The sequence below is a fragment of the Bacteroides sp. AM16-24 genome (assembly GCF_003471885.1).
Lineage (GTDB): Bacteria > Bacteroidota > Bacteroidia > Bacteroidales > Bacteroidaceae > Bacteroides.
Genome location: NZ_QRKI01000017.1, coordinates 1 through 25,536, shown reverse-complemented (window position 1 = coordinate 25,536; position 25,536 = coordinate 1). Strand labels below are relative to the sequence as shown.

Annotated in this window: 19 protein-coding genes; 16 read left to right on the top strand and 3 right to left on the bottom strand. The window is 45.4% G+C overall.

Going from position 1 to position 25,536, the window contains the following annotated elements; genetic code table 11:
- Positions 1-23 precede the first annotated feature (23 nt).
- The 9 genes from carA to DW182_RS17375 all read left to right on the top strand — a co-directional run bounded on the left by carA (position 24) and on the right by DW182_RS17375 (position 14,526).
- Positions 24-1,100 (top strand): glutamine-hydrolyzing carbamoyl-phosphate synthase small subunit, encoded by a 1,077-nt coding sequence (gene carA / locus DW182_RS17415; RefSeq protein ID WP_118296332.1) that lies wholly within the window; start codon positions 24-26, stop codon positions 1,098-1,100.
- Between the two features lie 21 nt (positions 1,101-1,121).
- Complete coding sequence (gene carB, locus DW182_RS17410) at positions 1,122-4,355, top strand: carbamoyl-phosphate synthase (glutamine-hydrolyzing) large subunit (protein ID WP_007662387.1); 3,234 nt, start codon at positions 1,122-1,124, stop codon at positions 4,353-4,355.
- A gap of 187 nt (positions 4,356-4,542) precedes the next feature.
- Positions 4,543-5,523: a GntR family transcriptional regulator gene (locus tag DW182_RS17405; RefSeq protein WP_007662388.1), complete on the top strand. Its 981-nt coding sequence runs from the start codon at positions 4,543-4,545 to the stop codon at positions 5,521-5,523.
- Positions 5,524-5,593: 70 nt separating this feature from the next.
- Positions 5,594-7,366 (top strand): L-fucose isomerase, encoded by a 1,773-nt coding sequence (gene fucI, locus DW182_RS17400; protein WP_118296331.1) that lies wholly within the window; start codon positions 5,594-5,596, stop codon positions 7,364-7,366.
- A gap of 15 nt (positions 7,367-7,381) precedes the next feature.
- On the top strand, positions 7,382-8,020 hold the full coding sequence (locus DW182_RS17395; RefSeq protein ID WP_118296330.1) for a class II aldolase/adducin family protein: 639 nt from the start codon (positions 7,382-7,384) through the stop codon (positions 8,018-8,020).
- The gene (locus tag DW182_RS17390) at positions 8,020-9,405 is read left to right on the top strand and encodes a rhamnulokinase family protein (protein WP_199678617.1); all 1,386 of its coding nucleotides are present in this window, start codon (positions 8,020-8,022) and stop codon (positions 9,403-9,405) included. Before DW182_RS17395 ends, DW182_RS17390 begins: the two co-directional genes overlap by 1 nt.
- Before the next feature lie 104 nt (positions 9,406-9,509).
- A complete protein-coding gene (locus DW182_RS17385; RefSeq protein ID WP_115503407.1) occupies positions 9,510-9,899 on the top strand; it encodes an L-rhamnose mutarotase in 390 nt (129 codons plus the stop codon).
- 23 nt (positions 9,900-9,922) lie between these two features.
- On the top strand, positions 9,923-11,248 hold the full coding sequence (gene fucP, locus DW182_RS17380; protein WP_118296328.1) for an L-fucose:H+ symporter permease: 1,326 nt from the start codon (positions 9,923-9,925) through the stop codon (positions 11,246-11,248).
- Between the two features lie 158 nt (positions 11,249-11,406).
- Entirely contained in the window at positions 11,407-14,526 is a 3,120-nt protein-coding gene (locus DW182_RS17375; RefSeq protein ID WP_118296327.1) for an ATP-binding protein, read from the top strand.
- A 200-nt stretch (positions 14,527-14,726) separates the two neighbouring features.
- Here the strand turns inward: DW182_RS17375 and DW182_RS17370 are convergent, their stop codons facing one another.
- Entirely contained in the window at positions 14,727-15,620 is an 894-nt protein-coding gene (locus DW182_RS17370; RefSeq protein WP_118296326.1) for an AraC family transcriptional regulator, read from the bottom strand.
- A gap of 178 nt (positions 15,621-15,798) precedes the next feature.
- Here DW182_RS17370 and DW182_RS17365 point away from each other — a divergent pair, with 178 nt between their 5' ends.
- The 6 genes from DW182_RS17365 (at position 15,799) to DW182_RS17340 (ending at position 22,935) form a co-directional block, all read left to right on the top strand.
- Positions 15,799-17,061: a TolC family protein gene (locus tag DW182_RS17365; RefSeq protein WP_118296379.1), complete on the top strand. Its 1,263-nt coding sequence runs from the start codon at positions 15,799-15,801 to the stop codon at positions 17,059-17,061.
- A 22-nt stretch (positions 17,062-17,083) separates the two neighbouring features.
- Positions 17,084-17,986, top strand: coding sequence for an HlyD family secretion protein (locus DW182_RS17360; protein WP_118296325.1), 903 nt, complete (start codon positions 17,084-17,086; stop codon positions 17,984-17,986).
- 15 nt (positions 17,987-18,001) lie between these two features.
- On the top strand, positions 18,002-19,462 hold the full coding sequence (locus DW182_RS17355) for an ATP-binding cassette domain-containing protein (RefSeq protein ID WP_118296324.1): 1,461 nt from the start codon (positions 18,002-18,004) through the stop codon (positions 19,460-19,462).
- Positions 19,463-19,490: 28 nt separating this feature from the next.
- Positions 19,491-20,594 carry an ABC transporter permease gene (locus DW182_RS17350; protein ID WP_118296323.1) on the top strand — a complete coding sequence of 368 codons (1,104 nt, stop codon included), beginning with the start codon at positions 19,491-19,493 and terminating at the stop codon, positions 20,592-20,594.
- Between the two features lie 12 nt (positions 20,595-20,606).
- The gene (locus tag DW182_RS17345; protein ID WP_117694429.1) at positions 20,607-21,725 is read left to right on the top strand and encodes an ABC transporter permease; all 1,119 of its coding nucleotides are present in this window, start codon (positions 20,607-20,609) and stop codon (positions 21,723-21,725) included.
- A 67-nt stretch (positions 21,726-21,792) separates the two neighbouring features.
- A complete protein-coding gene (locus DW182_RS17340; RefSeq protein ID WP_118296322.1) occupies positions 21,793-22,935 on the top strand; it encodes an acyltransferase in 1,143 nt (380 codons plus the stop codon).
- Positions 22,936-23,024: 89 nt separating this feature from the next.
- On the opposite strand, the gene DW182_RS17335 is transcribed toward DW182_RS17340, so the two are convergent.
- The gene (locus DW182_RS17335; RefSeq protein WP_007214301.1) at positions 23,025-23,453 is read right to left on the bottom strand and encodes an Hsp20/alpha crystallin family protein; all 429 of its coding nucleotides are present in this window, start codon (positions 23,451-23,453) and stop codon (positions 23,025-23,027) included.
- 240 nt (positions 23,454-23,693) lie between these two features.
- On the bottom strand, positions 23,694-24,179 hold the full coding sequence (locus DW182_RS17330) for a hypothetical protein (RefSeq protein ID WP_118296321.1): 486 nt from the start codon (positions 24,177-24,179) through the stop codon (positions 23,694-23,696).
- Between the two features lie 46 nt (positions 24,180-24,225).
- Here DW182_RS17330 and DW182_RS17325 point away from each other — a divergent pair, with 46 nt between their 5' ends.
- The gene (locus DW182_RS17325) at positions 24,226-25,491 is read left to right on the top strand and encodes a recombinase family protein (protein ID WP_233564177.1); all 1,266 of its coding nucleotides are present in this window, start codon (positions 24,226-24,228) and stop codon (positions 25,489-25,491) included.
- Positions 25,492-25,536 lie beyond the last annotated feature (45 nt).

Below are 25,536 nucleotides of genomic sequence, written 5' to 3'. Positions count from 1 at the left end.
AGCTTGTAACTTTTATAACAAATATGAGAAATGTAACTCTTATCCTCGACGACGGGAGCCGCTTCCACGGCAAGTCGTTTGGCTACGAAAAGCCGGTAGCGGGAGAGGTGGTTTTCAACACAGCTATGACGGGCTATCCCGAGAGCTTGACTGACCCCTCGTATGCCGGACAGTTGATGACGCTCACTTATCCGTTGGTGGGCAATTATGGTGTGCCGCCTTTCACTGTCGAACCGAATGGGCTGGCTACCTTTATGGAAAGCGAGCGTATCCATGCGGAAGCCATCATTGTAAGTGATTATAGTGAGGACTTTAGCCATTGGAACGCTGTGGAAAGCCTTGCTGATTGGCTGAAGCGCGAACAGGTGCCGGGCATCACAGGTATCGATACGCGTGAGCTGACAAAGGTGCTCCGCGAACATGGCGTGATGATGGGGAAGATTGTTTTTGATGATGAACCGGAGAATGTGCCCGATGCCGTGTATGCGGGAGTGAACTATGTGGATAAGGTGAGTTGCAAGGAGATAATCCGGTACAACGAAGGTGCGGGTAAGAAGAAAGTAGTCCTGGTGGATTGTGGAGTGAAGAGCAATATTCTTCGCTGTCTGCTGAAGCGTGATGTGGAAGTCATCCGTGTGCCTTGGGACTATGATTATAATGAACTGGAGTTCGACGGACTTTTCATCAGTAACGGCCCGGGTGATCCGGATACCTGTGATGCTGCGGTGCAGAATATCCGCCGGGCAATGAAGAATGAAAAACTACCTATCTTCGGTATCTGCATGGGAAATCAGTTGCTGAGTAAGGCAGGAGGAGCAAAGATATACAAGTTGAAATATGGTCATCGCAGTCACAACCAGCCAGTGCGTATGGTGGGCACGGAGCGTTGCTTCATCACTTCGCAGAATCATGGTTATGCAGTGGACAACACTACGCTGACGGAAGATTGGGAACCGCTGTTCATCAATATGAATGACGGGTCTAATGAGGGTATCAGACATAAACGGAATCCCTGGTTCTCTGCACAATTCCATCCGGAAGCTGCCAGTGGACCGACGGATACGGAGTTTTTGTTTGATGAGTTCGTGAAACTGCTGTAATCACTTATAAACGTACAATAAATGAAAGAAAACAATATAAAGAAAGTCCTGCTACTCGGTTCCGGTGCACTGAAAATCGGTGAGGCAGGTGAGTTCGACTACTCTGGCAGTCAGGCACTCAAAGCTTTGAAAGAAGAAGGTATCTATACCGTTCTTATCAACCCGAACATCGCTACCGTGCAGACTTCGGAAGGCGTTGCCGACCAGATTTACTTCCTGCCTGTCACTCCTTATTTTGTAGAGAAAGTCATCGAAAAAGAACGTCCGGATGGTGTTATGCTCGCCTTTGGTGGGCAAACGGCACTGAACTGCGGTGTCGCCCTTTACAAAGATGGAGTTTTTGAGAAATATGGTGTAAAAGTTCTCGGTACTCCCGTACAAGCCATTATCGATACGGAAGACCGTGAGATTTTCGTGCATAAGCTGAATGAAATCAATGTAAAGACTATTAAAAGTGAAGCTGTAGAAAATGCTATTGATGCCCGTCGTGCTGCTGCCGAACTGGGTTATCCGGTGATTGTCCGTGCTGCATACGCGCTTGGTGGACTGGGTTCCGGCTTCTGTGACAATGAAGAAGAACTGAATGTGCTGGTTGAGAAAGCTTTCTCCTTCTCCCCGCAGGTGCTTGTGGAAAAATCCTTGCGTGGATGGAAAGAAGTGGAGTATGAGGTGGTGCGCGACCGTTTTGACAACTGTATCACCGTCTGTAACATGGAGAACTTCGACCCGTTGGGCATCCATACGGGAGAGTCCATCGTTATCGCTCCGTCTCAGACGCTCAGTAACTCCGATTATCATAAGCTGCGCGAACTTGCTATCCGTATCATTCGCCACATCGGTATTGTAGGAGAATGTAATGTACAGTATGCATACGATCCTGAAAGTGAAGATTATAGAGTGATTGAGGTGAATGCCCGCTTGAGCCGTTCTTCCGCTCTGGCTTCTAAAGCTACGGGTTATCCGCTTGCTTTCGTTGCTGCAAAACTCGGCCTTGGATACGGATTATTCGACCTGAAGAATTCTGTGACAAAAACCACAAGTGCTTTCTTTGAACCTGCATTGGATTATGTGGTCTGCAAAATACCCCGTTGGGACTTGGGTAAGTTCCATGGTGTAGACAAGGAACTGGGTTCCAGCATGAAGTCAGTTGGCGAAGTGATGGCTATCGGCCGTACTTTTGAAGAAGCCATTCAGAAAGGTCTGCGTATGATAGGACAGGGGATGCATGGTTTCGTGGAAAATAAGGAACTTGTTATCTCTGATATAGACAAGGCGCTCCGTGAACCGACGGATAAGCGTATCTTTGTCATATCCAAAGCTTTCCGTGCCGGATATACCGTTGATCAGGTGCACGAACTGACGAAGATCGATAAGTGGTTCCTGGAGAAGCTGATGAACATCATGAACACCAGCAAAGAGTTGGAGCAGTGGAGCAAGAACCACAAACAGATAGCCGATCTGCCTTTTGAATTGCTGAAAAAAGCCAAGGTACAAGGTTTTTCCGATTTCCAGATAGCCCGCGCCATCGGTTATGAAGGGGACATGGAAGACGGTATCCTCTATGTGCGCAATCATCGTAAGAGCGTTGGCATTGTCCCTGTAGTGAAGCAGATAGATACTCTTGCTGCCGAATATCCTGCACAGACTAATTATCTGTATCTGACGTACAGTGGCATTGCTAATGATGTTCATTACCTCGGTGATCGTAAATCCATCGTTGTACTCGGTTCCGGTGCGTATCGTATCGGGTCTTCCGTAGAGTTTGACTGGTGCGGTGTGCAGGCACTGAATACCATCCGTAAAGAGGGGTATCGCAGCGTTATGATCAACTATAATCCCGAAACCGTATCTACGGACTACGATATGTGCGACCGCCTCTACTTCGATGAACTTACCTTCGAACGGGTAATGGATATCCTTGAACTGGAAAATCCGCACGGGGTGATTGTTTCTACCGGTGGTCAGATACCGAATAACCTTGCCCTTCGACTTGATGCGCAGAAGGTACCTATCCTCGGTACTTCCGCCAAAAGCATTGACAATGCTGAAGACCGTGAGAAGTTCTCCGCCATGCTGGATCGTATCGGTGTAGACCAGCCTCGCTGGCGTGAGCTTACGAGCATGGACGACATCAACGAGTTTGTGGAAGAAGTAGGTTTCCCGGTACTTGTGCGTCCGTCGTATGTGCTTTCAGGTGCTGCAATGAACGTTTGTTCCAATCAGGAAGAATTGGAACGCTTCCTGCAACTTGCGGCCAATGTATCGAAGAAGCATCCAGTGGTTGTCAGCCAGTTCATCGAACATGCCAAAGAGGTGGAGATGGATGCGGTGGCACAGAACGGAGAAATTGTGGCATACGCTATCTCTGAACATATTGAGTTTGCCGGGGTACATTCGGGCGATGCTACGATTCAATTTCCGCCTCAGAAGCTTTATGTGGAGACGGTACGCCGCATTAAGCGTATCAGTCGTGAGATTGCACGCGAACTGAATATTTCCGGTCCGTTCAATATCCAGTATCTGGCTCGTGAGAATGACATTAAGGTGATTGAATGTAACCTGCGTGCATCCCGTAGTTTCCCGTTCGTCAGCAAGGTGCTGAAGATAAATCTTATCGAATTGGCTACGAAGGTGATGTTGGGGCTTCCGGTAGAAAAGCCGAATAAGAATCTCTTTGAGTTGGATTATGTAGGCATTAAGGCAAGCCAGTTCTCTTTCAATCGTTTACAAAAGGCCGACCCGGTGTTGGGGGTGGATATGGCATCTACAGGTGAGGTCGGTTGTATCGGAAGTGATACATCTTGTGCTGTGCTGAAGGCTATGCTTTCTGTAGGCTACCGCATACCGAAGAAGAATATCCTGCTTTCTACCGGTACACCGAAACAGAAGGTGGAAATGCTTTCCGCTGCCCGTCTGCTTCAGCAAAAAGGGTATAAGCTCTTTGCAACGGGAGGTACCAGTAAGTTCCTTACGGAAAACGGGGTGGAGAATACGCAGGTGTATTGGCCCAGTGAGACCAACCAACAGCCGCAAGCGTTGGATATGCTGCACAAAAAGGAGATCGACATGGTGGTGAATATTCCGAAGAACCTTACTGCAGGTGAGTTGAGCAACGGATATAAGATTCGTCGTGCCGCTATCGACCTGAATGTTCCACTGATTACAAATGCCCGCCTGGCAAGTGCTTTCATCAATGCTTTCTGTACGATGACGCTGGATGATCTGGCAATTAAATCGTGGGCGGAGTATAAATAATCTCTGTATAACAAAGTGATAGCGCCCCGTTACATTGCGAAGATGTGACGGGGCTTTTGTTTTTATATGCTGCAAAACATATTCCTATTTCTTGCTGATTCAGAATAAATAATCTTTCTTTGTACCAGCACAGTTCAGCACAGTTGGCTGCGTCATTCTTACTTTGATTAAACCTGTTATACGCAATATGAAAACAATTTTCGGGCAACAAACGACGAAGGTGAAACAACTGGCCGATTTGATCAGCCAGGACATTTCCATGGGACGTTACAAGACGGATACCGCCCTGCCTTCCATCAATCAGCTGAGCCACGATTATAAAGTTTCCCGCGATACGGTTTTTAAAGCTTTTATTGATCTGAAAGAGCGGGGGATTATCGACTCTACTCCTGGTAAAGGTTACTATGTGGTGAACCGTCAGAAAAATATCCTGTTGCTGCTCGATGAATATTCACCTTTTAAAGATACGCTGTATAACAGTATCATCCGCCGTCTTTCCACGCGTTATAAGGTAGACCTGTGGTTTCATCAGTATAACGAAGCATTGTTCAATGCTATTCTTCGCGATTCCATTGGCCGTTATAATAAGTACGTGGTAATGAACTTCGATAACGAAAAAATTTCTCCTTATCTCTATAAGATAGACTCTTCCCGCCTGTTGCTGCTTGATTTCGGGCAGTTTGATAAGCGGGAGTATTCATACATCTGTCAGGACTTCGGTGAGGCCTTTTACGCTGCTATGACTCAATTGGCAGATAGGTTGCAGAACTATCGCAAGCTTATCCTGTTTCTGGCACGGGAAAGTAAGCATCCCAAGGAGACGTGCGATTATTTCAGGAAATATTGTGCAGATCATCAATTGGAATGTGAGGTAATAGAGACATTGGACGACAGGGAAGTGCATTCCGGTGAAGCCTATATTGCCATCCGCCAAGTGGATGTGGTAGAGATTGTGAAGAAGAGCCGTGCGGCAGGTTTGACGTGTGGCGTTGATTTCGGCTTGATAGCCTATAATGATACGCCGGCTTATGAAGTGATTGATAAGGGAATAACAGTAATGAGTGTTGATTGGCAAAAGATGGGAATCCTGACGGCAGATTTCATATTGAGTGGCAAGCCCATACAGGTTTGTCTGCCGACGGAAGTAAATTTAAGAGGCTCTTTATAGCCTTTTTTTACAAACTTATTTCAGCACAGTTCAGCATAGATGATGTTTTATTAACCAAATAAATGATAGCATGAAAAAGTATCCGAAAATCGGGATTCGTCCCACTATCGACGGTCGCCAGGGTGGCGTACGTGAAAGCCTTGAAGAAAAAACAATGAATCTGGCTAAAGCAGTAGCCGAGTTGATCACCAGCAACTTGAAGAACGGTGACGGAAGTCCGGTGGAGTGTGTGATTTCAGACAGTACCATCGGTCGCGTAGCCGAAAGTGCGGCTTGTGCTGAGAAGTTTGAACGCGAAGGCGTGGGTTCTACTATCACAGTGACCTCTTGCTGGTGCTACGGTGCCGAGACTATGGATATGAATCCGTATTATCCGAAAGCTGTTTGGGGATTTAACGGCACGGAACGTCCGGGAGCTGTATATCTGGCAGCTGTACTGGCGGGACACGCACAAAAAGGATTACCTGCTTTTGGCATTTACGGACGTGATGTGCAGGATCTGGATGACAATTCCATTCCTGCCGACGTTGCAGAAAAACTGCTTCGTTTTGCACGTGCCGCACAGGCAGTAGCAACCATGCGCGGAAAATCTTATTTGTCGATGGGTAGCGTATCCATGGGTATTGCCGGTTCTATTGTAAACCCGGATTTCTTCCAGGAATATCTGGGTATCCGTTGCGAATCTGTAGACCTGACTGAAATTATCCGTCGTATGACTGAAGGTATCTATGATAAGGAAGAGTTCGCTAAAGCCATGGCATGGACAGAAAAGTATTGCAAGAAAAATGAGGGCAAGGATTTCAATATCCCCGCAAAGACCAAGACTCGTGAGCAAAAAGACGAAGATTGGGAATTCATTGTGAAGATGACTATCATTATGCGCGACCTTATGCAAGGCAATCCGAAACTTCGTGAAATGGGATTCAAGGAAGAAGCACTTGGACACAATGCCATTGCCGCCGGTTTCCAGGGACAACGCCAGTGGACCGATTTTTATCCGAATGGTGACTACTCCGAAGCTCTGCTGAATACTTCTTTCGACTGGAACGGTATCCGTGAAGCATACGTAGTAGCTACTGAAAACGATGCTTGCAACGGTGTAGCCATGCTCTTCGGTCATTTGCTGACAAACCGTGCACAGATATTCTCTGATGTACGTACATATTGGAGTCCTGAAGCAGTGAAACGCGTTACGGGTAAAGAATTGACAGGTTTGGCTGCTAACGGTATTATCCATTTGATTAACTCTGGTGCTACCACTCTGGACGGTACAGGCCAGCAAACGAATGCACAGGGTGAACCTGCCATGAAACCTCATTGGGAAATCTCCGAGACCGAGATGGAGAAATGTCTTGAAGCTACCACCTGGTATCCCGCTAACCGTGATTATTTCCGTGGCGGTGGTTTCTCTTCTAACTTCCTGTCTAAAGGCGGCATGCCTGTGACGATGAGCCGTCTGAATCTTGTGAAAGGCCTCGGTCCTGTGCTCCAGATTGCAGAAGGATGGACGGTAGAGATTGATCCGGAAGTTCACAAACTACTGGATGAACGTACGGACCGTACGTGGCCTACTACCTGGTTTGTACCCCGTCTTTGCGATAAACCGGCATTTGAAGATGTGTATTCGGTAATGAATAACTGGGGAGCTAATCATGGTGCTATCAGTTACGGACATATCGGTCAGGATTTGATTACGTTGGCTTCCATGCTTCGTATTCCTGTTTGTATGCACAATGTGGATGAGAAGAAGATATTCCGTCCCGCTGCCTGGAATGCATTCGGCATGGATAAAGAAGGAGCTGATTATAGAGCTTGCACAACGTACGGACCTATCTATAAATAACAAATAGAAATAGACATGATAACAAACGAACACATAGAACAATTCATAGCCCAGGCGCATCGGGTAGGAGATGCCGGATTGACAATATGCAGTAGCGGTAATATCTCCTGGCGCATTGGTGACGAAGTCCTGCTTTCCGGAACAGGTTCATGGGTACCTTCTCTACCTAAAGAAAAAGTAGCTGTCTGCCGCCTTTCCACAGGAGAAGTATTGAATGGAGTGAAACCCTCTATGGAAAGCGGTTTCCATCTGGGAGTACTTCGTGAGCGTCCGGATGTGAATGTAGTCCTGCATTTCCAGTCACACTATGCCACGGCTGTGGCGTGTATGAAGAATCATCCTGCGAACTTCAACGTAACAGCGGAGATCCCCTGTCATGTGGGAAGTGAGATTCCGGTAGTTCCTTATTATCGTCCGGGATCGAAAGAATTGGCACAGGGAGTGATTGATGCTCTGAAAGATCATAATTCCGTCCTCTTGCTGAAACATGGGCAGGTGGTGTGTGGCAAGGACTTCGACCAGGCTTTTGAACGCGCTATGTTCTTTGAAATGGCATGCCGCATCATTATCCAGTCCGGAGGAGACTACACCGTACTTACTCCTGAAGAGATCGATGATCTTGAGACATACATTTTAGGAAAGAAGACTAAATGATGAATACCTATCTGGCAGTAGATTTTGGAGGTGGAAGCGGTCGCGTGATGGCCGGTTCCATCTGCCAGGGTACGTTGAAACTGGAAGAGGTGTACCGCTTTCCGAACCGCCAGGTGCGGATGGGAAACCATGTGTACTGGGATTTCCTAGCTCTGTTTGATGAGATGAAGAACGGACTCCGGCAAGCGGTGCGCAAGGGATATCGTATCAGGAGCATTGGCATTGATACCTGGGGTGTGGACTTTGGATTGATAGACCGTAACGGTAACTTGCTGGGAAATCCAGTGTGTTATCGCGATCCCCGAACGGATGGTTTGCCGGAGGAATTTTTCGGTGACAACCTTGTTCGGCATTATTCGGAAGCCGGTATACAAGTGATGTCTATCAATACACTTTTCCAGCTTTATAGCATGAAGAAAAGCGGTGATACGCAATTGGAAGTGGCCGACCGTCTTCTGTTTATGCCCGATCTTTTCAGTTACTTCCTCACAGGGGTGGCAAATAATGAATATTGTATTGCATCCACCTCCGAACTGCTTGAGGCGCGTAGCCGGACTTGGAATCAGCCGCTCATCCAGCGTTTGGGAGTACCTGCACATCTTTTCGGAGACATTGTGATGCCCGGTACGGTACGTGGCAAACTGAAACGGGAGATTGCCGAAGAAATTGGCTTGACGGATGAAGTAGATGTCATAGCCGTCGGTTCGCACGATACGGCAAGTGCTGTTTATGCGATTCCTTCGACACAGGTGGATAAATCTCGTTGTGCTTTCCTTAGCTCCGGTACGTGGTCTCTGCTGGGGGTTGAACTGGATGAACCTATCCTCACAGAAGAAGCTTGCCGGGCAGGCTTCACCAATGAGGGCGGGGTAGGCGGTAAGATTCGTTTTCTTCAGAATATCACCGGGCTTTGGATCTTGCAACGCCTTATAGCGCAATGGAAAGAAAGAGGAGAACGATGTGGATACGATTTCTTGCTTTCTGCCGCCGAATCTGCGGATATTCCATCCGTCATTGACGTAGATGATAAGATATTCCAGAACCCTGTGGATATGGAAGATGCCATTGCGGAGTATTGTGAAGCGCACGGACAGCCTATACCGGAAACTTACGGTGAGGTAGTACGTTGTGTGCTCCAATCACTCGCCCTGCGCTATAAGCAAGGGATAGACCAACTGAACCGTCTGCTTCCCGCCCCGATAGAACAACTCAATATCATCGGTGGCGGATGCCGTAATTCACTGCTGAACCGCCTGACAGCCGAGGTTTTGGGTATTCCCGTCTATGCCGGACCCGTAGAGGCAACCGCTATCGGTAGTATCCTGGTGCAGGCCATTACCAAAGGAGAGATCGGCAGCCGTGAAGATATCAAAGAATTTATTTAATAACTTAGCCGGAACGCGGATACACTGCTTTGCGTAGATAATTACCGTATCACTTTTTAGTCTGCTAAAATCTGTGTTTATTTGCGTTTCAATATTGATTTACTATGGACACATCAATCAAACGTTATCCTGCCAAAGAGCATCATCAGCCGGTGGAGCGTATCTGCCGGACTCTGGAACTTCGTGACGATCCGCAGTTGATAGCTGAATATCGCCGCCGGCACAGTCGAGGGGCTATTTGGCCCGAAATACTTGCTGGTATTCGGGAAGTCGGCATTCTGGAAATGGAAATATATCTATTAGATACCCGCCTGTTCATGATAGTCGAAGTGCCTGTAGGGTTTGACTGGAATGCAGCTATGGAGCGCCTCGCTACCTTGCCCCGACAACAGGAATGGGAAGACTATATGGCCATCTTCCAGCTTGTAAAACCCGGTTCCACAGCCGCCGAAAAATGGCAACCAATGGAGCGTATTTTCCACCTTTATGACTAATTCCAGCCAAAGAAATAACTACCATGAAGAATAATACTAATAAAAACAGCATTATCAGTAAAGACGGAGTAAGCTACCTCATTCCGTTCATCCTTATCACCAGTTGCTTTGCTTTGTGGGGCTTTGCCAATGATATCACGAATCCGATGGTGAAAGCCTTTTCCAAGATTTTCCGTATGAGTGTTACCGACGGGGCGCTGGTGCAGGTGGCTTTCTATGGCGGATATTTTGCCATGGCATTCCCCGCAGCTATTTTTATCCGTCGCTTTTCATATAAAGCAGGGGTACTGTTGGGACTGGGACTGTATGCTATCGGTGCATTCCTGTTCTATCCCGCTATGCTGACAGGTAATTACTATCCTTTTCTTATAGCCTACTTTATCCTGACATGCGGACTTTCGTTTCTGGAAACCAGTTGTAATCCCTATATCCTTTCTATGGGTGATGAAGCTACATCCACTCGTCGCTTGAACCTTGCACAGTCTTTCAATCCGATGGGCTCGTTGTTGGGTATGTATGTGGCGATGAACTTTATCCAGAACCGTCTGAACCCGATGGATACGATGGAGCGTAGCCAGCTTTCGGATACAGAATTTGCTGCGGTACGTGATTCAGACCTGATGGTACTGATTGCGCCTTATCTGATTATCGGGCTTGTCATTTTGGCTATGCTGATTGTGATCCGCATGGTGAAGATGCCGAAGAATGGCGACCAGTCTCATAACATCAACTTCCTGCCCACATTGAAGCGGATATTCGGTATACACCATTACCGCGAAGGAGTGATCGCACAGTTTTTCTATGTAGGAGCGCAGATCATGTGTTGGACATTTATCATTCAATATGGTACACGCTATTTTATGTCGGAAGGAATGGAAGAGAAGGCGGCGGAAGTGCTTTCACAGCAATATAACATTGTGGCTATGATTATTTTCTGTGCCAGCCGTTTCATCTGCACGTTTATCCTGAGGTATCTCAGTCCGGGACTGTTGCTGAAAGTACTGGCTATCGTGGCTTGCTGCTTTACAGCGGGAGTGATTGGTTTCCAGAATATCTGGGGGATGTACTGCCTCGTAGGAGTATCTGCTTGTATGTCTCTGATGTTCCCCACAATCTACGGTATAGCTTTGCAGGGATTGGGCGATGATGCCAAATTCGGTGCCGCAGGATTGATTATGGCGATTCTCGGAGGTTCGGTATTACCTCCGGTTCAGGCAAGCATTATAGACTGTGGTACATTGCTGGGTATGCCTGCTGTGAACCTGTCATTCATCCTTCCGTTCATCTGTTTTGTGGTGATTGTGATCTATGGACACCGGTCTTATTGCAGGGAGAAAATGCGAAAGTAATTATAGATACTTCTGAATTTGATGATGGAGAACCTTTTATAGAAAAAAAGGTTCTCTTTTCTATTTATATAAATTGTATTTCTTCTTTTTTTGCTACTTTTGCATTGCAAAATGAAACAAGCAAATATTTCGCATAACATAAAATTCTTCTGGTACAGATGAAAAAATATTTCCTATTTCTGTTTTTCTATCTCTTGTTTGTGAGTTCGGCTTTTGCACAAAAAGATACGATAGATGGTAAAAGTTATATCCTTTGTATAAACTCATATACGGAATCATCCCCTTGGAGTAGTCGGCTCATTTCCAACGTTACGGAATTCGTTCAAAAAGACCCTGAAATTACTCTCTACATAGAGCATCTGAATATGCTGCTGGTTGAAAATGATTCCATTCTGGAAGAATCCAAACGCAATATATTCGATAAATACAAAGATCTTTCTCCGCGCATGCTGTTATTACTGGGAAATTCGGCATTGTTGTTGCGGGATGAATATAGAAAAGCTTGGGGAGATATTCCCATTGTACTTTGTGCACAGGAAGATTATTTGGATTCTTATGAAGCTTATATCCACAGGCGGCCTTCCATACCAGAAGAACGAACTCCTCTCTCTTATTTGGTTGATCCCTACAATTTAGTTTATCTGTATGCCGATTTGTATATTCCGGAAAATATTCGCCTAATGAAACAGATGATTCCCGGCATGAAAGAGTTTATATTTATAGGTGACGGGCGTAAAGTCAATCAAGACAATTCTGCGCTTATCCAGCAAGAACTGAATACGAAATATCCGGAAATCAAGTATCGATTTTGGTCTGCTGAAAATATGACAACCAATCAGTTGTTGGACTCCCTGTATTTCGTAGACACTAAAACGACGGGAGTTCTGTTCGCTTCATGGTTCTACAAATACACATTTGCCGGTAACAGCATGTTAGCCACTAATTCTCACAAGCTTATAGCTGCTACCTCCGTCCCTATCTTTTCTCTTAGTATGGTAAATATAACCAGTGGAAAAGAAGGTATGTTGGGTGGATATACTTACAATCAGGATCGGTATGATGCGGCATTGATTCAAACTATTTCGGATGTATTAAAAGACAAACAGGCACGTCAGATTCCTTGCTATATTCCCACAGATGGGGCACCCATTATTAATTATGAAATACTGGCGCGTAACGGGATTTCTCTTTCCGCATGTCCTGCCAATACCCGTTTTCTGAATAAACCGCTTACATTTTGGGAGCATTACCGGTATTTCATCTTGGGAACTCTCTTCTCTATTTTGCTTATTACACTGTTCTTCCTATATCGTATTCACAATCTGAATGCATTAAAGAAAGCACAACAGAACGAGATAGATGCAATGGCTACCTACAAGATGCTGGTGAACAATATGCCTTTACTTTATATGCAGGAAGAACTGGTGACCGATAAGAACGGCAATCCCATTGAATTAATTTACCGGAATGTAAATTCAGAATTTGAGAAACATTTCTATCGTAAGGAAGAAGTCATAGGCAGAAAAGGGAGTGAAATATTCCCGGAATCCATGCCCGAATTCTTGCACTTCACAAAGATGGCGTTGACCGAGAAAAGAGCCATTACATTCCCTTACTACTTTAAAGCCATCGATACTTTTTACGATGTGGTATTGAAAGGAACCCATCAGGGAAATATGATTGATATCTTCTGCCTGAACAGCACAGAACTGCACAAAGCACAGCAAAAGCTGAGCGCTACCAATAGTAAACTGGCCATGGCTCTTGAAGTTGCCAATATCGTACCCTGGAAGTGGGATCTGAAGAGCAAAACAATCCTGTGTGATATCAATAGACCGATTGAACTGAGCACTGACGAACAGGAGGTGGAAGATTCACAACTATCTGTGCCCGATTCCCAGTATTTCTCTAAAATCTTCAAGGAAGACCGTGAACGGGTGAAACAGGCCTATCGGGATTTGATAGAAGGACGGGCGGAAAAAGTGAAAGAAGAATACCGTATCGTCAATGTGCAGAAAAACAATCTGCACAAGGTGGAGTGGGTGGAAGCACAGGCTGCCGTAGAAGCCCGTGATGAAGATGGAAAGCCATTGACCTTGGTAGGTTCGTCTCTTGTCATTACCAACCGGAAGAAGATGGAGCAGGAGCTTACAACTGCAAAAGAGCTTGCCGAAGAATCCAATCGTTTAAAGTCGGCCTTCCTGGCTAATATGAGCCATGAAATTCGTACCCCGTTGAATGCTATTGTCGGTTTCTCGGGGATATTGGCATCTACCGAAGAAGAACAGGAAAAGCAGGAATATGTCAGCATCATCGAGAATAATAATACCTTGTTGCTGCAACTCATCAGTGATATTCTTGATTTGTCGAAGATTGAGGCAGGAACATTGGAGCTGAATTACTCTAATATCGAACTGAATGAGTTGATGAGGGAACTGGAGCGTGGTTTCTTGTTGAGGGTAAAGACGGATGCGGTGAAACTGGAGTTTGTGGAGCCTGCCGGACCATGTATGGCCTATACGGAAAAGAACCGTTTATCACAACTGATGATTAACCTTGTGACAAATGCCATTAAGTTTACCGAAAAAGGTAGCATTCGTTTTGGCTATGAAATGCGGGAGAATGAGTTGTATTTCTATGTAACCGATACCGGATGTGGAATTCCAAAGGATAAGCAACAAAACATTTTCGGGCGTTTCGTCAAGCTGAATTCTTTTGCCCAGGGAACCGGGTTGGGACTTTCTATCTGTAAAACGCTAATGGATCATATGGGTGGCAGAATCGGCGTAGAATCGGAAGAGGGAAAAGGCTCTACTTTCTGGTTTACGCTTCCCTACAAACCGGCTGTGAAGGAAGATAAGAAACAGATGCCCAAGGACATTCAACCCGTTTCGATAGAAAGAAACAAACTGACCATACTGGTTGCAGAAGATAATGCAAGTAATTATAAGCTTTTTGAATCCATCCTGAAGTACGACTATCATTTGATTCATGCTTGGGACGGTATGGAGGCCGTAGAAATGTTCCGGGAACATAATCCTCAGATTGTATTGATGGATATCAATATGCCTGTAATGGACGGGTACGAGGCTACCAAGGAGATCCGCAAGTATTCTGCAAAGATTCCTATCATTGCCGTTACAGCCTTTGCCTATGCTTCGGATGAACAGAAGGTAATGGAAAGCGGATTCGACGGATATATGCCCAAGCCTATCAATGCCAAGTTGCTGAAGGCACAACTGATGGATATTATGCAGAAACGTATCATCTTGTTATAAGATGAAAGTTTTTCATTTTCAGTTGAATGTTTTTCAATGCTGCGGTTCAACGCCCGCGATGCCACACCTGAGCGGTGCCGATGCCACACTTGGACGAGCGTGAAGTGTGGCGTTTGTTCTGCTCAGGTGTGGCATTTGCCCCGCTTAGGTGTGGCGTTTTAGAGGCTTGGGTTGCAGACTCTGTTCTTCCATTCGCTGTATTATGTATTCTTTTGATATTCCGCCGGCGTCATTCCTGTCATCCGTTTAAAGAATTTGCTGAAGAATGACGGATTGGGGAATCCCAATTCATCCGAGATTTGGAATACCAACAAATCACTGTGTTTCAGCAGCACTTTTGCTTCAAGAATGATGGCTTGGTTAATCCATTGCATTACTGTCTGCCCGCTTACTTCACGAATAACCGTACTCAGATAATGAGGAGTCAGGCACAGTTTATCTGCATAGAAGCTGATGGTACGTTCACGTTTACTGTGTTCATTAACCAACCCGATGAAGCGATGGAACACCTCTTCCTGGCGTGAGAGATGCAGCGGGGCAGACTCCTCGCATTTTGCATGGATATACCTTATATTATAGAGTAACGCTATAATCAAGTGTTGCACCACTTCCCGGCGGAATGGAACTTTGTGCACAGTATCCCATAACATTGAAAAGAAAGCATCGATTTGCGGCAATTCTTCCTCTGTGGGCGAGATGAAAATGCCATGCTTTGTGTACGAATCCGTCAGTGCACCCCCCTGTGAGATAGGCAGAAAGTTATTATCGGGAACAATGACCTGAAAGTCATAATCCTCACTGATTTCTATAATTTCTATTAGTGAGTTGCAAGGACTGATAATAATCATTGGTTCCTTTACCTTATATTCTATCAGATTGATGGAGATCCGTGCTTCACCTTTCAGTATCCGGATGATTCTGCTTTCTCTGGTGCGGTAAGGCTTCCCTGTACTAAAGAGGATGCTATCCATTTGGGCAAAGCTGACGACAATGCCAAGATCACGGTTGATAAAACGGAAACTATTATTGTTTACAATGTTTTGATTACTCAGCAGCTCGCCAAGTCCAAGCTCCATGGGCTTACTCTTTTCCATATTCTTTTTCTTCTTTAACTTATCCATATCTGTGGCAAAGATAAGAAAACGCAGGAATTTCTTGTCTTTTTATACTGGTAATCGAACAAATAGAACATCATTACACACAAATAGAATGTATCCATATACTTTTAAACTCTATCTTTGCGTCCTATAAAGAAATAAACAAGAAATGTATATGGAAATGAAACGAACTATTCTCTTTTTTTCCTTTGTTCTTGCGGCAATGCTGGCACATGCGCAGCTCACGCTGGAGGGATGCCAACACTCGGCACAGACCAATTATCCGCTGGTGCGGCAATACGGTTTGATAGAGAAAGCGCGGGAGTATAACTTGGAGAATGCTGGAAAAGGCTATCTGCCACAATTCACCCTTTCGGGAAAAGCAACCTACCAAAGTGATGTCACAAAGCTGCCTGTGGACGTTCCGGGAATTGATATAAAAAGTATGCCCAAAGATCAGTATCAGGTGATGCTGGAAGTGTCGCAGAACATCTGGGACGGTGGAGGTATCCGTTCCAAGAAGCAACTGACCCAGGCTACTTCGGAAATAGACCGCGGGAAGCTAGAAGTGGATATGTATGCGCTGAATGATCGTGTGAATCAGCTATACTTCGGTATCCTGTTGTTGGACGAACAGTTGAAGCAGAATCAGCTTTTGCAGGAAGACTTGAGACGCACTCATCAGCTAGTATCCAACTATATGGCAAACGGCATTGCCAATCAGAGTGATCTGGATGCCGTAAGCGTGGAGATATTGAACACGAAGCAGAAACGCATTGAACTGGAATCTTCGCGACAGGCCTATCTGAGTATGCTCTCTATCTTTACAGGAAAGGAAATCGCTTCCGAAACTACATTGGAGAAGCCTGCCGATACTTTTGAATCCATTTCATTGGTGAACAACCGTCCGGAACTTCGCTGGTTCGATGCCCAAGGCAGACAATTGAATGTACAGGAGTCTTCATTGAAGACGCGCTTCCGTCCCCGCTTCGGGCTGTTTGTGCAGGGAGCTTATGGAAATCCGGGATTGAACATGCTGAAAGACGATTTTTCCGCATTCTATGTAGCTGGTGTCCGTATGTCGTGGAACTTCGGTAGCCTGTACACGTTGCGCAATGATCGGAGGCTGATAGATAACAATCGCCGTAAGCTGGAGACCAGCCGCGATGTGTTCCTGTTCAATGCCAACCTGCAATCTACCCAACAAAGTTCGGCCATCCAGTCCATGCGCCGACAGATGGTGGATGATGATGAGATTATCCGTTTGCGTGTCAACATCCGCAAGGCTGCCGAAGCTAAAGTGGAGAACGGTACGCTGACCGTAACCGATATGCTTCGTGAAATCACTGCCGAGAACCTGGCACGCCAAACCAAGGCTTTGCACGAGGTGCAGTTACTGATGAACATCTGGAATCTGAAATATACATTGAATAATTAAAGGCATATAAATATAGATCATTATGAAATCAAGGAATTTAATGGGACTTTGTTCCCTATTGGCCCTCTTTGCCGCTTGTGGAAACGGTGCCCCGAAACAGGATGCAACAGGAACGTTTGAGACTACGGAAGTACTTGTATCTGCCGAAGCGTCGGGTTGCCTGCTTTATTTCGATATCGAAGAAGGAATGTTGTTGAAGGCCGGTGAAGAAGTCGGTGTAGTAGATACCGTACAGCTCTACCTGAAGAAGCTGCAACTGGAGGCGAGCATTAAATCCGTCGAAGAACAGCGCCCTGATATCCTGAAACAGGTAGCCGCCACCAAAGAACAAATATCTGCCGCCGGGCGCGAACGGAACCGTGTGGCGAACTTACTAAAGGTAGGTGCAGCAAACCAGAAACAACTGGATGATGCGGAAGATCAGCTTGAAGTGCTCCGTAAGCAACTTGTTGCACAGAACTCTACCTTGTCCAACAGTCACCAGAGCCTGACGTGGCAAAGTTCATCCGTCGGTATTCAGGTGGCACAGGTGGAAGACCAGTTGAAGAAGTGCCACATCACCTCTCCGATAACCGGCACTGTACTGGCAAAGTATGCCGAAGCGGGAGAACTCACAGCTATGGGCACTCCGCTTTTCAAAGTGGCCGATACGGAACAGATGTACCTTCGTGCTTACATCACTTCCGAACAACTGTCGCAGGTAAAACTGGGACAGAAAGTAACCGTCTTCTCCGATTACGGCACCGATGAGCACAAGCAGTATCCGGGCGTAGTAACCTGGATTTCGGATACCTCGGAATTTACCCCGAAGACTATCCTGACTAAGAATGAACGTGCCAACCTGGTGTATGCCGTGAAGATTGCCGTGCACAATGACGGGCTGTTGAAGATAGGCATGTACGGGGGAGTGGAGTTTAATAAGTGATAAAGTGATGAGTTTATGGAACATGCGGTTGTTGTAGATAACGTTACCAAGAAATATGGGGCGGTGGAGGCGTTGAAGGGTGTTTCCTTGACGGTTCCTTCCGGAGAGTTGTTCGGCATTATCGGGCCTGATGGGGCGGGGAAGACTTCTCTCTTCCGTATCCTCACCACCTTGCTGCTTCCCGATAGTGGAAATGCTTCGGTGTGCGGTCTGGATGTAGCGAGGGATTATAAAGAAATTCGTCGTCGCGTAGGCTATATGCCGGGGCGCTTCTCCCTCTATCAGGACTTGACGGTAGAAGAAAACCTGAACTTCTTTGCTACTGTTTTCCATACTACCATTGAGGAGAATTATGAATTGGCGAAGGATATCTACCAGCAAATAGAGCCTTTCCGCAAACGCCGTGCTGGAGCTTTGTCCGGAGGAATGAAGCAGAAACTGGCGTTGAGTTGTGCGCTTATCCATAAACCGGATGTGCTTTTCCTCGACGAGCCGACAACAGGGGTAGATCCTGTTTCCCGCAAGGAGTTTTGGGGGATGCTTCGTCGGTTGAAGGAACAGGGCATCACCATCATAGCCTCTACGCCTATTATTGATGAGGCACGCCAATGTGACCGCATTGCTTTTATCAATGAGGGTCAGATACATGGAATAGATACTCCGGAACGTATCCTGAACCAGTTCGCAAGCATTCTCTGTCCGCCGGGGCTGGAACACGGCAAGGTGGAACAGAAAGATGAGTATGTCATCGAAGTGGATAAGCTCACCAAATGTTTCGGCAATTTCACGGCAGTGGACCATATCTCTTTCAAAGTCCATCGTGGGGAGATATTCGGCTTTTTGGGTGCCAACGGTGCCGGAAAGACAACCGCCATGCGCATGCTTACTGGATTGAGCCATCCCACAGGAGGCACGGCCCGCGTAGCCGGTTTCGATATAGCTACACAGTCAGAAGACGTGAAAAAGAATATCGGCTATATGAGCCAGAAGTTTTCTCTTTACGAAGACCTGAAAGTGTGGGAGAATATCCGGCTGTTTGCCGGGATTTACGGTAGGTCAGAAGATGAAATAGCCCGCAAGACGGATGAACTTTTGGAACGCATCGGGCTGAGTGCTGAACGTGATACGCTGGTAAAAAGTCTGCCGTTGGGCTGGAAACAGAAACTTGCTTTTTCCGTTTCCATCTTTCACGAACCGAAGATCGTCTTTCTGGATGAGCCGACGGGTGGGGTAGATCCTGCTACCCGTCGCCAGTTCTGGGAACTTATTTATCAGGCTGCCGACCGGGGGATCACTGTCTTTGTCACCACTCACTTCATGGATGAGGCTGAGTATTGCGACCGTATCTCTATCATGGTGGATGGCGTGATCCGTGCTCTTGATACGCCTGATGAACTGAAACGGCAATTTAAAGTTGCTACGATGGATGATGTTTTCCAACAGTTGGCACGGGAGGCGGTGCGTACGGCGGATTAGCCGATTCATAACATAATTAGTAAGAACAATGAAACAATTTATAGCTTTTGTCCGAAAGGAATTCTTCCATATCTTCCGCGATAGGCGAACTATGCTGATATTGCTGGGTATGCCTGTGGTGCAGATTATCCTTTTCGGCTTTGCCATAACCACGGAAGTGAAGAATGTCCGTGTCGCTGTCCTCGACCCGTCGAATGATATTGTCACCCGGCGCATTATCGACCGTCTGGATGCGAGTGAATATTTCTCCGTCACCACGAATCTGAATACTCCAGACGAGGTTGAGAAGTCTTTCAGACGGGGAGACATTGACCTGGCAGTCGTTTTCAGCGAGCAATTCGCGAATCACGTTTATACCGGAGATGCTTGTGTACAGTTGGTGGCCGATGCTACCGACCCCAATACGGCAACCACACAAACCGGTTATGCCGCCAACATCATATCCTCTGCCGGACGCGAAATGCTTCCGGCAGGAGTGCAGGTTTCCACTATTGTTCCCGAAGTGAAGCTGCTTTATAATCCGCAGATGAAGAGTGTCTACAACTTTGTGCCGGGCGTGATGGGGCTGATCCTGATGTTGATTTGTGCCATGATGACTTCCATATCCATTGTCCGGGAGAAGGAGACGGGAACGATGGAGATACTGTTGGTTTCTCCGGTGAAGCCGCTATTCATTATTCTTGCCAAGGCAGTTCCTTACTTTGTGCTTTCGTTTGTCAACCTGACAACGATTTTGCTGCTCTCGGTCTATGTGCTCGATGTTCCCGTGGCGGGTAGCTTGTTTTGGCTGATTGTGGTATCGCTGCTCTTTATCTTCGTTTCCTTAGCTCTGGGCTTGCTGATTTCTTCGGTGACGCGGACGCAGGTTGCTGCCATGCTTGCATCGGGATTGATACTGATGATGCCTACCATGCTGCTCTCCGGTATGATATTCCCCATAGAGAGCATGCCCTTGCTGCTTCAAGGCATTTCGGCCGTACTTCCTGCCCGTTGGTACATTCAGGCTGTGCGGAAGTTGATGATCGAAGGAGTGGATATTTCACTGGTATTGACGGAAGTCAGTATTCTTGCTGTAATGGCGGTTGCGCTGATTACATTTAGTTTCAAGAAGTTTAAGAACCGATTAGAATAGGAGAGTGGTGGTATGATAAAGTTTCTGATAGAAAAAGAATTCAAGCAGTTGCTCCGTAACTCGTTCTTGCCGAAGATGATTCTTATCTTCCCTTGCATGATTATGATACTGATGCCCTGGGCAGCGAACCTGGAGATAAAAAACATTAATCTGAACATTGTGGATAATGACCACAGCGTCCTTTCGCGCCGCCTTGTGGATAAGATCGGCGCATCCACCTATTTTCGTACAACGGCTCTTCCTGATACTTATAATGAAGGGTTGCGCTCCATCGAAATCGGTTCGGCAGATATTATTCTGGAGATTCCCCGTGATTTTGAAAAGAACTGGGTGACTGGCAAAAGCCCCCGCCTGCTGGTTGCCGTCAATGCGGTGAATGGTACAAAGGGAGGATTGGGCGGCTCGTACCTGTCTTCCATCATTAATGACTATACCCGTGAGTTGCAATCGGAATTACCTGCAAGGGCAATGTCTGTCGGGATGGGATTGCCCCGGATCGGTATTTCAGCACAGAATCTGTATAACCCGAACCTGAACTATAAGCTCTTTATGGTTCCGGCATTGATGGTGATGTTGCTGACAATGATTTGCGGTTTTCTTCCGGCGCTCAATGTGGTAGGTGAGAAAGAGGTGGGCACTATTGAGCAGATCAATGTGACGCCTGTCTCCAAACTGACGTTTATTCTTGCCAAGCTGATACCTTATTGGCTGATAGGTTTCATTGTGCTTACGATATGTTTCTTTCTGGCATGGTTGCTCTATGGCATTCTTCCTGTGGGGCATTTTGTGACGATATACCTTTTTGCAGTGGTCTTCCTGTTCGTGGTCTCCGGATTCGGTCTGGTGATTTCCAATCATTCCGCTACGTTGCAGCAGGCCATGTTCGTCATGTGGTTCTTTATGCTGATACTGATGCTGATGAGCGGCTTGTTCACTCCCGTACACAGTATGCCGGAGTGGGCACAACTGATTGCTGCGCTCAATCCGCTGAAATACTTTGTAGAGGTGATGCGTACCATTTACCTGCGGGGTGGCGGCATTGTGGAGCTACTTCCACAGTTGGGAGCATTGACGGCCTTTGCGGTGTTCTTCAATTTGTGGGCGGTGAGGAGTTACAGAAAGAATAATTGATGTACCTTTCAGTAATTCCACATTTTATCCTACTTTTGCATCCAAATTAATTATATCTGATATCCTAATGAACACGCAGACAATTTATCTCGCCTCTAAGCCGCATTATGAAATCCTGGATGGATTGCGTGGAGTGGCGGCTGTTATGGTCGTAATATTCCATCTTTTCGAAGCACATGCAGGTGGCAACCATCTCACGCAAATCATTAATCACGGTTATCTTGCCGTTGACTTCTTTTTTATGCTTTCGGGCTTTGTAATCGGTTATGCCTATGATGACCGCTGGAACCGGATGAGTATCGGTACTTTCTTCAAACGCCGTGTCATCCGTCTGCATCCTATGGTAATTATAGGTAGCATTATCGGTGCGCTTTTCTTTTTCTTCCAGAAATCTCCCTGTTTCCCGAATATGGATAATATATCGGTCGGAACAGTTTTGATAATCATGCTCTATGGCTGTACATTACTTCCCCTTCCTTTGAAGTGGGACATTCGTGGGTGGACGGAAATGCACCCGTTGAATGGGCCGGCATGGTCGCTTTATTATGAATATATCGGCAATATCCTGTACGCACTGTTTGTCCGTAAGTTCAACAAGGTTGCTTTGTCTATTCTTGTTTTTCTGGCAGCCTGTGCCACTTTGCATCTCTGCCTTACTGCGCCCAATGGTGATATCGTGGGCGGATGGGCATTGAATTGGGAACAGCAGTATGTGGGCTTTGTCCGTTTGCTCTATCCATTCTTTGCAGGTTTGTTGCTTTCACGCTTGGGCTGGCTCATACGGGTGAAGAAACGCGCATTCTGGTGGTGTAGCCTGATGATTGTGATAGTTCTTTCTGTTCCCCGTATTGGCGGTGAAGATGGTTTCTGGATGAATGGACTCTATGAGGCACTTTGCATTATCTTTATCTTCCCGGTCATTGTTTCGATGGGAGCCGGTGGCAAAGTTACGGGAAAACGCTCTGTAGGTATCTGTCAGTTTCTGGGCGATATCTCATATCCCGTTTATATCACTCATTATCCGCTGATATATACATATACAGCCTGGGCATGCAACAATAATGCGACCATTACCGAAGGCCTTCCTTATATGATACTGACCTTTGTCGGAGCTTTCGTCCTTGCTTATGCTTGCCTGAAACTCTATGACGAACCGGTACGCAAATGGCTGACCAATCGTTTCCTGAAAGAAGTGCGTAAAGCAAAATAAATACATCCGGAGATATAAAAAAACGGGCAACTTCTCGCAAAAGAAGTTGCCCGTCTTGATTAATTCATCTGTTGGGTTCACCGGAAACCTTATTTCACTTCAATGGATTTCTTATTCTTCTGTTTTTCTTCGGCTGAGAATTTCGGCAGATTGATGTTCAGCACGCCATTTTCTACTTGTGCTGCAATCTTTTCCTTGTCCACATTGTCCGGCAATATCATGGTCTGTTGGAACTTAGAGTATGAGAATTCACGACGCAGATAGCGACCGTCTTTCTTTTCCTCCTTGTTCTCAGTCTTCTTTTCCATGCTGATAACCAGATTGTTGTCTTCGTCGATATGAACATTGAAGTCATCTTTGGTCATTCCCGGAGCAGCCAATTCTACTTTGTACTCCTTTTCCGTTTCCAGTACGTTGATAGCCGGAGCGGTTGCATTGGCTTTTTCCATCCATTCGTTATCAAAGAAATCATTGAAGATACTTGGTAACCAATTTTGAGTTCTTCTAACAGGCATCATAATTTTAGTCTCCTATCCTTTAAGTTAAACATTCGGTTAGTTCTGAACTTTCGGTCTTGAACTGCTTTCGGGGAGTCGTTTTTTAATCATTCCCATGCAGTTCCTGAACCGTCGTTCACAAACATAATCGCAAAACGTGTGCCAATTGATTTTAGTTTTGCTGATTAACAAAATGTCACTAAAGTTCTGACAAAATTACTTGTTTTATGCCGTTTTGTACGGTTTTTATATAAAATTGCTTTATAGCGCTGTTAATTTGAAACGCATTCTCCACAGTTTTGCTCCTTCATTCCAGTCATGGCTGATCACTTTGAAGATTCCTATTTCGGAGGTGTTCTTTACGTGCGTTCCCAAGCAGAGGCATTCATCGTAATCACCAACTTTCACTATGCGTACGGTTTCCGAAGCATCCTCCGGCAGACGTTTCAAGTCAAAGCGTCCTTGTGCTTCTTCCTGCGTGATGAATTCTGTGGTAACATCCAATCCTTGCGCAATCACATCATTTACAGCTTCTTCTAATCGCTTCACATCTTCCTCAGTAGGAGCAGTTTCCAAAGAATAGTCCAGTTTACTTTTCTTTCTCTCTATATGTGCGGATACTGACCGTCCACAGCCGAAAAGATTCATCATGGTACGGTTAACTATATGCTCGCAAGTATGCATAGGTGCGATTGACACATCCTGAAACTTGGGACTTGGCTTATTTATTTCTATATTTGTTTCCATATTAATTGATATTGATGTAATTAACAGTGCAAAGATAATGAATAATATGGATAAGAAGGTACTAATCTATTGTCGTGTTAGTACGCAACAACAGACAACTGATAGACAAAAAGAGGAATTGTTGAAGTTTGCAGAAGACAACCATTGGAACGTTGAAGAAGAGGATATTTTCATAGATGTTATTAGTGGTTTTAAAAAGGGAGAGTTTCGTCCTGAATATGCCAAGATGCTTGAAAGAGTTGAATATGGGGATATTGACATAATTTTATTTTCTGAATTTTCTCGTCTTGCAAGAAATGCTACGGAGTTATTAGAACAAATCAAATTGTTTATAGATAAAGGCATTAACTTGTATTTTGATAAACAAAAATTGTGGATAAGAGATAGTAATAAAGATGTAGGTAGTCTTATTTTATTGCATGTGCTTGCCGTTATGTCAAGCTATGAGATAGAATTGTTTGTTGAACGTTCATTAAGCGGCAAGATAACAAAAGTTCAAGCTGGTCATGGAGGAGGGGATGAACATGCGTATGGGTATATGCACAATGAAAATAAACAGATTGTTATAAATCCTATCGAAAGTAAGATTGTTACCCGTATTTTTGAAATGTATGTTGGTGGATATTCTTCAATTCAAATATCAGAGATATTGAATGCTGAGAAAGTACCTGCTCCATACGTAAGAAAATTGAATGAGTACAAGAAGAATAGAGAAGCAAAAGGATTGGAGGTGAAAGAGTATAAATTTGATACAGATAATTTAAAATGGCGTATTTCTACAATAAACAGACTTATGCACAATGAGTTATATAAAGGTAATCGTAGAATAACATTTTATAAACCAGACCCTACCAATCCACTTCCGTTATCCGAAAGGCAAGATAGAGAGATTGTTTATGAATATTCGGAACATGTGGAAAGTCTGCGAATTGTATCAGATGAGTTGTTTCAGCAAGCCCAAGATAAACTTTCCAAAGCGCATTATAATAAGAATAATGCAGTCAGGCATGAGAATTTATTGAAACATTTAATGGTATGTGGCGAATGCGGTGCTAATTTTTCTGTAGGGAAATCAAATGAAACATCTAAAAATTATATCAGTGGTGGACGTACTTACAAATGTTATGGTAGAGTGAATCGTAAAGATAAACCACGAACATGCACGAATGGGGCAGAACTTCGACAATGGAAATTGGATGGACTTGTTTTACAGTTGTCAATTCAAATGTTTGCTGAGATTAATATTCAGCAGACCAATATTTTAAAGATAGAAAATTTAGGGAAAGAAATCGAAGAGTTGGTTCAAAGCTGAATTCAACTTGCAAATGCAACAGAATTCTGATTAATAATTTGTTTA